Genomic DNA, 11,830 nt, shown 5'->3' on the forward strand with positions numbered 1-11,830 from the left:
ATGAATTTTGATTTATTATATTATAACACGATGAAACTACCGAATGTAAGAAGCGAGGTGGCGGGCGATCATAGCATGACCGGCGTTATTCGGGTGGATCGGGCGGCGGAACGGGCGCAAAGCGTCTTCAATCCGGCCGTTGCGGTACCCGAAGATCAGCGCAGGCTGACTGCCTTCGAACCATTCGTGAACGGGTGCCAGCTCAGTGCCGAGGCGCTTGGCGCTGTCGGCGGTGCTCTTGTTGAGGGCGGCGACTCCTTCGACGGCGACGGGGGAGTTGGGGAACGGATTGTACTGGGTGCAGAGGATGATACAAGCCTTGCTGTGCTGGCGGACGGAGGCGACGATGCGCTCCATGTTGCTGCTGTAGCTTGCTAAGCGTCCTGCGATCGCCGTCTGCACGGGACGCCCCCCGACGACGATGCCGGCTGCGGCCTGCAGCAGATCGTTGCCACCAATCCAGATCGTGATGGTGGTCGAGTTGTGCAGCAGCCCGGCCGCCTCAGGTGCGACACAGCGAAGCGCGCTGCTCGTCCAGCCGTTCTGGGCGATCACGCCGAGCTTTGCCTCTTTGCCCCGCTCTTTCAGGCTGCGCATGATGCATGACGGGTACGCCAAGGACGGGGCAGATGCGTTCAGCCCGGCCGTGATCGAATCGCCCATGGCAGTATACAGGATCATAGTTTCACCTCCCCGCAGTTTTCCCGGATAGTAAAGCATATGACTGCACAGTCAAAACGGCGTGGACGAACGCCTGCTCCGGGGAAAAACGCAAAGACTCTGCCCGCCTAGGACAGAGTCTCTTTTTACACATGCGCGGCACCCGGTTCATGCCGAACGACTTGGCGCGGGCGATCGAGAACAGGCTGTGAATCTCCTGCTTCGCCAGCTCCGCTTCCAGCCCTGGCTGCCGTCCCCTTTTGGCTGCCGGTCAGTCGTTAAACACCCTTTTGTGAACGGCCCGCGTCCAGTCGTACAAGCCGTCGCTTTGGCTGCCTTGCGCAGCGTTCGTCAAGATGACTGACGTAAGTTTGCGCACCGGGTCGCACCACAGAGAGCAGCCGGTCGTGGAGAGCTGGCCGTAGGACAAGAGCGGCGCGCGCTCCCCGGCCGGACAGTCGGCCGCAGCCGTCTCCCAGCCGAGGCCGAAGCGCTGCCCCTGCCAGACGGCGTGCGAATTGACTGCGAGCGAGACCAGCGTGGTGTCCAGATAACGCTGGCGCTGGTGGATGCCTTTGCGCACCCACATCTCCGCATAGCGGGTCAGGTCGAGCGCTGTGGAAAACAGCCCGGCATGCCCGGCGACCCCATCCAGTCCGTAGAAGGCGTTCCCGTCCTGCGCTTCTCCGCACAGCACGTGGTCACGCCAAGGAAAGGAAGCGTGCCGGCCTGCCGCCACTACGCGCCGCTGCTCCTGCTCATTGCCCGGCTCCGTCACCGCGCACAACTCCGGCGGCAGGCCGTCCCCTTCGGCGAACGAGGTCTGGTACAACTCCAGAGGGCCAAAGACCAGCCGTTCGCAGACCTCCGCAAACGGGCGGTCCCAGATCCGCTCAAGCGCAAAGGCGAGCAGCATGTAGCCGAGGTCGCTGTTGATCAGCCGCTCGCCCGGCACCGCTTCCAGCGGCGTGTCGGCCATGGCGCGCAGATACGCTTTTACCCCGCGCGCTTCGAGGAACAGCGGCTTCCACGCCGGCAGACCTGACGCGTGCGACAAGAGGTGGAACAAGGTGATCTGTCCTTTGGCATGACGGTCGACGCCGGTGGCCAGCTCCGGCAGAAAACGGGCTACCGGGTCGACGAGCGTGCATTTGCCGAGCTGCACGGTGCGCAGCACGGCGGGCAGCGTCGCCACGACCTTGGTCAGCGTGGAGATGTCAAATCGTGTCTCGATCGACATGGCGCGCCCCTGCGCGGGGTCGGACTCGCCGTGCGCTTCGAAAAACAGCGGGTCGCCGTTGCGCGCCACGCAGACGACCGCGCCGGGGAACATGCCTTTGGCGACACCTTGCATGATCGTATCTCGCATTTTCTCGTCCCTCCCAAATGAATTACTAAGATCCTATGCGAGAGGGACGCCTGATAAAACAAAAACCTCGTCCCCCGGCAAGCGGCGGGGACGAGGTGGGCAAGCGCTTAGAACAGATCGTCGAGCGTGTCTTCGAGACGCTCCAGCTCAAACTGCTCCAGCCGTTTCTCCGGCTCGGTGACAAACTGTTCGAGCACATAGAGGAACTGGTTCAGCAGGCGGTCGATCGTGTCGACGGTGAATCTTGCGTTGTTATAGTTGGTGCGGACCCAGAGATGGTCGCCTTTTTCAAACACTTCGACATGCAGGTCGAACGGGTAGCGCTCCTCATTCAGGCTCATCTGGTCGCGGAGCAGCTCTTCATAGGCGAACTGCTCGGCAGTGAGGTCATGGAGCTTGAAGCCACCCGTGTGGACGTTTTGCCCGACCAGCACGATCGAATAGAGCGGATCGCTTTCCGGACGGTGCGGGCGCAGGTCTTGCACGAGCAGGTCGTACGGATAATCCTGGTTCGCGTACGCTTCCAGAGCGATCGTCTTCGTGCGCTCCATCACCTGTTCTGCGCTCGGGTTGCCCGACAAGTCGGTGCGCAGCGCCGCCGGGTTGACGAGGACGCCGATCACCGGCTCCAGCTCCGGGTTGGTGCGGCCGGTCAGCGGCGAGCCGACCACGACGTCGGTCGTGCCCGAGACGCGGGACAGCCAGATGTTGAACGCCGCCACGACGGCGAGGAACGTGGTGGTGCCCTGCTTTTGCGCAAGCTTGCGCACGTTTGCGGTCAGCTCCGGCTCGACCGTCGTGTGACGCGTGAGCATCGGCTCCGGGCGCTCCACTTCGTCCGGCGCAAAGTCGTGCGGCAGCTGCGGCGGCGAACCGGCACCGGCCAGACGCTGCAGCCAGTACGCCTTTTGCTCGTTCATGTCGCCGTCGGCGAGCGACAGCGTCTGCCACGCGGCGTAGTCCACATACTGCAGCGCATCCGGAAGTTCCGGGTCGATGCCTTCCACCGCCGCTCTGTACAGCGCGGCGAAGTCGTTCATGTAGACGTTCGAAGACCAGCCGTCATAGACGATCGCATGCGTCGAGCGCACCCAGAGCGCTTTCGTCCCGGTCAGCTTGATCAGCGCCGAGTAGAACAGCGGGCCGTTGATCAGGTCGAACGGCGTGCGGTAGACGCGGCCGAGATGCTCGGCCAGCTTCGCCTGCTGCTCCGCTTCGGACAGCATCGAGAGGTCTTCGAAGCTGCACGGCACGTCAAGGTCGTCGCGCACCACCTGATACGGCACGCCTTCCGCTTCGAGGAACGTCGTGCGCATGATCGTGTGGCGCTGCACCAGCTGTGCATACGCCTGCAGGAACGCTTCGACGTTGAGCGCGCCATGCAGTTCGCTTACCATCAGCGGGCCGTACGCCGACTCCGGATGCATCACATAATCGAACCAGAAGCGCTGCTGGGCGTTGGACAGCTCATAGCGGTCGCGCTTGGGCGCTTTTTTGACCGGTTTGAGCCGGCCTTGCGCACCGCTGTTGCGGACTTCATCCACGCGCTTGGCGAGGCCGGCGACAGTCAGCGTCTCAAACAAGGCGCGCAAAGGCAGCGCAGTGCCGAGCTCGCGGTTGACGCGGGACATGATGCGGGTCGCATCGAGCGAGTGTCCGCCGAGGTCGAAGAACTTGTCGTAGACGCCGACCTCTTTCAGGCGCAGGATCTCCTGCCAGATGTTCGCGATCGTCCGCTCCGTCTCCGTGCGCGGCAGGATCAGCGCCCCTTCGAGGTCCGGGCGATCTTCGCCCGGATCGGGCAGCAGCTTGCGGTCGAGCTTGCCGCTGACGGTGGTCGGCAGGGCGTCCATCGCCACGAAGCGCGCCGGAACCATGTACTCCGGCAACAGCGCCAGCATGTGTTCGCGCAGCCCTTCGGTCGACGCGGTCAGGCCCGGCTCGGACTCGTAGTAGCCGACGACATAGTAGCCGTTCGGACGCTTGTGTGCGACGACGGCGCATTCCTTGACCGCCGGATGGGTGACCATCACCGCTTCGATCTCCGCCAGTTCGACGCGTTGGCCGCGCACCTTGACCTGATCGTCACGGCGGCCGAGGAACATGATCGAGCCGTCGGCGCGGTAGTAGCCGCGGTCGCCCGTCTTGTACACCACTTCGCCCGGCGCAAACGGGTGTGGGAGAAACGCTTCCGCCGTGCGCTCCGGGTTGTTCAGGTAGCCGCGGGCGAGGCCGATTCCGGCGAGGTAGAGGTCGCCCGGCACGCCGACCGGCACCGGCTTGAGCTGCCCGTCAAGGATGTAGACCTGGTTGTTGTCGATCGGACGACCGACAGAGACGATGCCTTCTTCGTGCGCATCCGCTTCGGTCACCTCGTGGCAGGTCGAGTCGATCGACACTTCGGTCGCGCCCCACTGGTTGAACAGTCCTGCCTGTGGCAAGCTGTGCAGGAACGAGCGGACGAGATCGGCGCGCAAAGCTTCCCCGGACGAGATCACCACGCGCAGCGCGTTCAGCTGCGCGCGCTTCTCTTCCGTGACCGCGTCAAGGAACAGGGAGAGCATCGACGGCACGAACTGCAGCACGGCCGTCTCATAGCGGACCGCCGCGTCCATGATCGCCAGCGGGTCTTTGTGCAGCTCCGGCTCCAGCATCGCGATGCGGGCGCCGACCATCAGCGGCCAGAAGAACTCCACCGCCGCATCGTCGAAGGTCAAGGTCGTTTTTTGCAAAAGAGTTTCGGACGCCTGCAAGCTGTAGCGGCGCTGCATCCAGTTCATGCGGTTGACCCAGCCGAAGTGTGTCGAGCAGACCCCTTTCGGCTTCCCGGTCGAACCGGAGGTGTAGTAGATCGAGACGAGATGCTCCGGCTGCACGTCCACGTCCGGCTTGGTCACCGGATGTTTCGCGATCTCCGCCGCATCCCCGTCGACAAACACGTAGCGGACCGCGCCCTGCGGCAGCTTGTCGGTCAAGCTGGACTGCGAGAGGCAGACCGGCGCCTGCGCGTCTTCGAGCACCTGTGCCTTGCGGGCCGGCGGAGCGTCGGTGTCGAGCGGCAGGTAGGCGCCGCCCGCCTTCAGCACGGCGAGCAGGGCGGTGACCATCTCGACGGAGCGCTCCACCGTCACGCCGACCGGCACATCCGGGCCGACGCCAAGCGCGCGCAGGTGGTGCGCCAGCTGGTTGGCCTGACGATCCAGTTCGGCATAAGTCAGCGTCCGTTCGCCGAAGATGACGGCGGTGTTGTCCGGCGTCTTCTGCACCTGCTCCTCAAACAATTGGTGCAAGCAGAGCTCGGCCGGATAGTCGGCCGCCGTGTCGTTCCAATCGCTAAGCAGTTTGCGCTCTTCTTGCTGCGACAGGAGCGGCAGGTCGCCGATGCGCGCTTCCGGCTCGGCGATGACGCCGCGCAGCAGGTTGATCCAGTTTTGGATCATGTGGTCGATCGTGTCCGCTTCCCAGAGGTCGGAGTTGTACTCCCAGTTCACGGTGATGCCTTCGTCTTTCAGCTCGCCTTTGCCGCGCACGCCAAGGCGCTTCGAGTGGCGCGGGATGACCATGATGTTCATGTCAAATTTCGCCGAGCCGTTGTTCAGCCCCTCGTGGATGAACATCTCCACGCCCGGGATCTCCAGCTCCGGCATCGGGGTGTCGTGCATCGAGAACATCACTTGCATCAGCGGGTTGCGGTTCAGGTCGCGTTCGATGCCGAGCGCACCGATGACTTTGTCAAACGGCACGTCCTGGTGGTCGTACGATTCCATCGACGCCTGGCGCACCTGCTCGACGATCGCTTTGAACGTCGGGTTGCCGCCGAGCTGCGTGCGCAGCAGCACGTTGTTGACGATCATCCCGATCAGCCGCTCCGTCTCTTTCAAGCGGCGGTTGGCGATGCCGGTGCCGACGAGGATGTCCTCCTGACCGGAATAGCGGTACAAGAGCACGTTGTACGCCGCCATCAAGGTCATGAACAGCGAGACGCCGTTCTTGCGCGAGAACTCGCGAACGCCCTGGCAGACTTCGTACGGGATCTGGAAGCGGAACGCCGCCCCTTTGAAGCGCTGCACCGCCGGACGCGGATGGTCGAGCGGCAGTTCGAGAATTTCCGGCGCCCCGGCCAGTTTTTCCTTCCAATAAGCCAGTTGGCGGTCGCCTTCCGGGCCTTCCATCATCTCGCGCTGCCAGTCGGCAAAGTCGACGAACTGGATCTCCGGCTCCGGCAGCGGCGATGCGTCACCCGTCAGGTACGCATTGTAGATATGCACGAAGTCGTAGAGGAAGACGGAGAACGAGAATCCGTCATGAACGAGATGGTCTTCCACATGGAGCAGCGTGTGCACGTCTTTTTCCAATTTGAACAATGTCCAGCGCACCATCGGCAGTTCGTCGAGCTTGAACATCTTTTTGATCTCCACGTCGACGACCGCGTCCATCTGCGCTTTCTTTTCAGCTTCCGGCAGCTCGTGCAGGTCGAGCACGCGCAGTTTGACCGGCTCATACGGCATGACCACTTGCGCCGGTTCGCCGTCATACGCCTGGAACGTCGTGCGGAAGATCTCATGACGGCGCAGAATCTCGTTTAGCGTGCGCTCCAAGACCGCCACGTCAAATTCGCCTTTGAACGTCAGCAGGCAGGACGCGCTGTAGGACAGGTTGTCCGGAAACAGCTCGCGCAGGAACCAGATGCGCTCCTGTGCGTACGACAGCGGCATGCGCTCGCGGCGCGGACGCTTGGTCAGCGGGGTGAGCGTTTCGACCGGCGCGCTGCGCAGCTCGGCAAGCTCTTCGACCAGCTCGGCGACGGTCGGCTTCGCAAACAAGGTGTTCAGCGGCATCTCCACGCCGAACAGCTCGCGCACGCGCGCCACCACTTTGGTGGCGAGCAGCGATTCGCCGCCCAGTTCAAAGAAGTGGTCGTGCACGCCAACCTGTTCCACGCCGAGCACGTCGCGGTAGATCGCAGCCAGCGCCGCTTCCTCCTCGTTGCGCGGCGCGACGTACGCTTCATCATGCAGCGCGCGGTCGGCCGCATCCGGCACCGGCAACGCCCGGCGGTCGATCTTGCCGTTTGGCGTCAGCGGCAGTTCGGGGAGCATGGCAAACGCGGTCGGCACCATGAAGTCGGGCAGGCGCGCGGCGAGATAGCTGCGCAGGTCGCGCACCGAGATCGCCGCGCCGTCCTTCGGCACCACATAGCCTGCGAGGCGTTTGACGCCCGGCGTATCTTCGCGGTCGATCACCGTCGCCGACAGCACGTCGGGATGGGCGAGCAGCGCCGACTCGACTTCGCCAAGCTCGATGCGGAAGCCGCGGATCTTCACCTGATGGTCGATCCGGGCGATGTATTTCACCCGTCCGTCCGGCAGATAGCAGCCCAAGTCGCCCGTCTTGTACAGGCGCGGCGCGATGCCGTCAGCAAACGGATTGGCCACAAATTTTTCCTGGGTCAGCTCCGGGCGGCCCAGATAGCCCCGCGCGAGACCCGCCCCGCCGATGCAGATCTCGCCCGGCACGCCGACCGGAACGGGCTGCATGTTTTGGTCGAGCAGATAGACGATACCGTTGATCAACGGACGGCCGACCGTCACCGCTTCCTCCGGTTGGCAGACGCCGATCAAAGCGCCGACCGTGCCTTCCGTCGGACCGTAGCCGTTGACAAACGTACGGGTGGACGCAGACCATTTCCGCACCAGTTCCGCCGTGCACGCTTCCCCGACCGACACCACCACCTGCAAGTGCGGCAGTTGGTCTTCCGGCAGCAGCGCCAGCACAGACGGCGGCAAAGCGACATGGGAGACCTGCTCGCCGTTCAACAGCTCCACGAGGCCCGGCCCCGGCATGATCTTGTCTTTCGGAGCCAGCAGCACGGTGCTGCCGTGCATCAGCGCCGGGAAGATCTCCGCGACCGACGCGTCAAACGAAAAGGCGGCGAACTGCAGCATGACCGACTTATCATCGAGGAAAAAGCGTTCCGCCAGCGCCGCTGACATGTTGCAGACGCTGCTGTTTTCGATCATGACGCCCTTCGGCTTGCCGGTCGAACCGGACGTGTAAATTACGTATGCCAAGTTGTCCGGCTCGACCTCATAATCCGGGTTGTCTGTGCTTTCCTTGGCGATTTCCGGCCAGTCGCGATCGAAGCAGATCTTCCGCTCCACCGGCACGGTGACCGCATCTTGCAGGTGTTCCATCGTCAGCAGCAGTTGCACGCCGGCATCTTCCACCATATATGCGAGACGCTCCGCCGGATAGGACGGGTCGAGCGGCAAATAGGCGGCACCCGCTTTCAAAATGCCGAGGATGCCGACGAGCAGCTCCACCGAGCGGTCGACGCAGAGCCCGATCAACTGCTCCGGCTGCACCCCTTGGCTCCGCAACGCGCGTGCCAACTGGTTGGCGCGGGCGTTCAGTTCAGCATAGGTCACGCTGGTGCCTTCAAAGCGCAGCGCAGTGCGCGTCGGTGTTAATTCGACTTGCTTTTCAAACAATTTATGAATCACATCATGAGCTAGAGGAACGGCCGGACCTGACGTCCACGTTCTGAGCAGTTGCTCGCGCTCCGCTTCGGTGATCAGGGGCAGCACGCCGATCGGCTGTTGGCTGTCGGTCAACGCTGCCTGCAGCAGCACTTGGAAATGACCGCCCATGCGCTCGATCGTCTCTTGCGCAAACAGCTCGGCGTTGTAGGACAGGATGAGCACCAGCCCCTCCGCTTCTTGACGGGAGATCAGCGCCAGATCGTAACCTTTCGCCTCAGGCAGCACGCCGTCCAACGCGGCCAGCACCTGCAGGTCGGCCGCGTCGGCGACAACTGCTGCCGACTGCGCCTGCTCTACGTCAGTCTGCACCGACTTCAGCAGCGCGGCAAACGATTGCTCGAAGCTCAGTTCGCCATACAGCAGACGCGCTTTTCCAGCAGCATCGACCAGGCCGATCGGCAGTTCATCCTGGCCCGAATAGCGGGCCAGCAGCGTTTGAAAGGACGCCAAAAGCAGAGCGGAGGCAGTGACCCCTTCACGGGCGGACGCTACGGTCAGCGCTTGCGAAAACAGTCCCGGCAGTGCAAACCGCACTTCCGCTTCCTGAAAAACAGCGGTTGCAGGACGCGGGCGATCCACAGGCAATGTCAGCAGAGGAATCTCGGAAACTCGTTCTTTCGTGGCATTTTGGACCAGCACGTGTACTCTCAACTCCTTAAATACTATGACTTTCTTAATATGAATCCTATCAGTAGTAATAGAATGGAGTCAATAAAAAAAAGCCTCGTTCATATTGAACGAGGCTTTTACAGTTGCGGACTGATACTTAGTCGTCCGAGCCCAAGTTGATGCCGAACAGACGCAGCACGAAAAGGAACAGGTTGATGAAGTTCAGGTACAAGTTCAGCACCGCCATCGGCACCATCTCTTCCGGCACGCCGTGGCGTGCGATGTTGGAGATGTCGTACAAGGTGAAGCCGATGAAAATGAAGATGCCAAGCAGCGTGAAGCCGAGGTACATCGTGCCACCGAGCGGGAAGAACATGTTCCACAGGGACAGGCCGATCAACGCGATCAGGCCGACCATCAGGAAGCCGCCGAGGAACGAGAAGTCAGCTTTCGATTTCCAAGCGTACAGAGCGGTCGCGCCGTATGCGAGGGTGGAGACGCCAAATGCGGCCATCACCATGTTGCCGCCGATGCCCATCGTGTAGTGAGCGAGCACCGGATACAGCGTGATCCCGCTGATAAAGGTGAACAGGTAGAGGAAGGTGTAACCGACGCGGCGTTTGCGCATAAACATCGCCACGATCAGCATCCCGATTTCAACAATCGCCAGCGGCAGGAACAGCGCGGTCGGCACCTGCGTGCCTACGATTGTGCCAATCAATGCGAACAGAAGGCTCAGGAAGAACATCGGCAGCACGCGATTGATGCCAACCGTACGACTTCCGGAATAAGACGGATTCATGACATGACACTCCTTTCAAATATCTCTACAACATTATACAACCTTATACGCAGAAAAAGAAATTAAGTTTCAGACAACTGACTGGAAAAGAAAGAGACCTCCAAACGTGATCAGAACTGTGACCCACACGATGGACACTTTGAAAAAAGTGAATTTCTTGTGGGTCATTTCTGTTTATAATCAGACTATCGAAAAAGAACGAGAGGTTCAGAACATGAGGAAAAGACATCGATTCACCGACCATGAGATGCGGCGTCTTGAGGCAAACCCGAATGTGGCATATGTAACGGACAAAAGTATTACTTACTAGCCATCGTTCAAGATCGCTGCCGTTAGAGCGTATGCATATGGTAAAAAAACGATAGATATTTTCCTCGATGCAGGCTTTGACCTGGACACCATTGGTCATCAGAAGCCAAAGAGCTGCCTTAAGCGTTGGCATGATGTATTTGAAGCTCATGGGGAGGCAGGACTTCTCGAAGAGAGATGCGGAAAAGGAAGCACGGGGGCGAAAGCCAGCCGTTTATGTATCAGCAGAAGAGAAACTAAAACGTGCGGAAGCGCGGATCAAACTGCTTGAGGCGGAAAACAATTTCTTAAAAAAGCTCGACGCGCTCGAAAGAGATGCTATGGAGAGGAAACGCTGACACCCTTCGAGCGCAATAGTCTCATCAATCTTACGATTCGTACGCATGGTTTGAAACGAATGACACGACTTTTATGCAAACTGTATGGCGTCAGCCCGAGCGGCTATTATCGGTGGCTAGGTTCTGAGGAGGATCGACAAATTCGAGAGAATGCAGATAAATGCGACTTTCTCCTCATCAAAGCTCACATTGACCGGTTCCTTGGAAAAGCTGGTGCTTTGGTTATCAAAATGCAGCAGTTCCCATTGCGGGACATTGATTGTTTGAAACCAGCTTCCCTGATCCGTTCAAGAAGCGAGAGATGGGTATAGTGTTCGCCTTGGTCTGAGTGTAAAATGGCTTCAGGATGGATGTTTCCATCAAGTCGTTCGAGCAGCCGGTCAATGGTTTGTTGCACAAATTGAGGGAAACACGTTACGTGATGATTCAAATGACGCACGAACGTGCTCCCTTTTCTGGAATTTATTCTGCCCGTTTGGGTCAAACCTGAATCCCTGATTTTCCGTGGAGGAGCTCATATTATTTAGAACACCCCAAAAGATGGAAAGCTTTTCTGCTGCGGTTGGGCCAGTGCCAATGCTCTTTTTTCCTGTTTTTTGCCTTCGGCAAACAGTTTACGAATTATATCATATAGATTCTGAGTTCCTTTTTAGAACAGTTCAGAAACCTTTTCCTGCAGATTTTGAATGCTTAACTCCGCCATCTTTCGTGATTCCCGCTCAGCTGTTCCCACAAGTCGAAGATCATCTTCATGGGCTTTGATATGTCCTTGGATTTCTTCGATCCCTTTATGTATTACATTATGGCAAAGATCAAGATAGCGGATTACTAGGCGGTCGAAATCAGCCATTTTCGACACGGCTGATTTTAAACTGATCAGTGCAGAATGATGATGCGCGGTTTGAATGACTTCTTTGAGCGGTATGCCAAACAAGCTTTCCTCCCATAAGGTTTGTACGCTCTCCTGAACCTCCACAGCATCCTCGATATACTTCTGCCATCGTTTCCCCATCGCCTCTTCCGCGAAATCGACGACCCCCCCCATGCTGCTCAAGGTCAGGCAATTCCCCGTAAGCGCTCTCCAAGTGTTCGGCTTAATAAAATCCCCCCTACAGAGCTTCCAGCCATTGGTCGGTCTGTGCAGAGGTAAGGCTGCGCTTGTGTTTCCCTTTCGAATCTTTCAACAAATCTGGCGTTGCCT

Annotated in this window: 6 protein-coding genes; 1 reads left to right on the forward strand and 5 read right to left on the reverse strand. The window is 59.7% G+C overall.

All coding sequences use genetic code 11. The features are described 5' to 3' along the window. Positions 1-36 precede the first annotated feature (36 nt). The 4 genes from EV586_RS14670 to EV586_RS14685 form a co-directional block, all read right to left on the reverse strand. A complete protein-coding gene (locus EV586_RS14670) occupies positions 37-681 on the reverse strand; it encodes an SGNH/GDSL hydrolase family protein (RefSeq protein WP_165898619.1) in 645 nt (214 codons plus the stop codon). Between the two features lie 250 nt (positions 682-931). Next, the gene (locus EV586_RS14675; RefSeq protein WP_132945866.1) at positions 932-2,029 is read right to left on the reverse strand and encodes a serine hydrolase domain-containing protein; all 1,098 of its coding nucleotides are present in this window, start codon (positions 2,027-2,029) and stop codon (positions 932-934) included. A 107-nt stretch (positions 2,030-2,136) separates the two neighbouring features. Beyond that, positions 2,137-9,210, reverse strand: a complete 7,074-nt coding sequence (locus EV586_RS14680) for a non-ribosomal peptide synthetase (RefSeq protein WP_132945867.1) — start codon at positions 9,208-9,210, stop codon at positions 2,137-2,139. Between the two features lie 127 nt (positions 9,211-9,337). After that, positions 9,338-9,982, reverse strand: coding sequence for a Bax inhibitor-1/YccA family protein (locus EV586_RS14685; RefSeq protein ID WP_132945868.1), 645 nt, complete (start codon positions 9,980-9,982; stop codon positions 9,338-9,340). A 377-nt stretch (positions 9,983-10,359) separates the two neighbouring features. On the opposite strand from EV586_RS14685, the gene EV586_RS14690 reads away from it, so the two are divergent. Beyond that, entirely contained in the window at positions 10,360-10,629 is a 270-nt protein-coding gene (locus EV586_RS14690; protein ID WP_132945869.1) for a hypothetical protein, read from the forward strand. A 649-nt stretch (positions 10,630-11,278) separates the two neighbouring features. Here the strand turns inward: EV586_RS14690 and EV586_RS14695 are convergent. Then, complete coding sequence (locus tag EV586_RS14695) at positions 11,279-11,683, reverse strand: hypothetical protein (protein WP_132945870.1); 405 nt, start codon at positions 11,681-11,683, stop codon at positions 11,279-11,281. Positions 11,684-11,830: the final 147 nt, after the last annotated feature.

Source organism: Tumebacillus sp. BK434 (assembly GCF_004340785.1).
GTDB lineage: Bacteria > Bacillota > Bacilli > Tumebacillales > Tumebacillaceae > Tumebacillus_A.

Bases quoted from the DNA above. Each gene is read 5' to 3' on its own strand.
- EV586_RS14670 (WP_165898619.1), bottom strand. From the start codon at position 681: ATGATCCTGTATACTGCCATGGGCGATTCGATCACGGCCGGGCTGAAC.
- EV586_RS14675 (WP_132945866.1), bottom strand. From the start codon at position 2,029: ATGCGAGATACGATCATGCAAGGTGTCGCCAAAGGCATGTTCCCCGGC.
- EV586_RS14685 (WP_132945868.1), bottom strand. From the start codon at position 9,982: ATGAATCCGTCTTATTCCGGAAGTCGTACGGTTGGCATCAATCGCGTG.
- EV586_RS14690 (WP_132945869.1), top strand. From the start codon at position 10,360: ATGCAGGCTTTGACCTGGACACCATTGGTCATCAGAAGCCAAAGAGCT.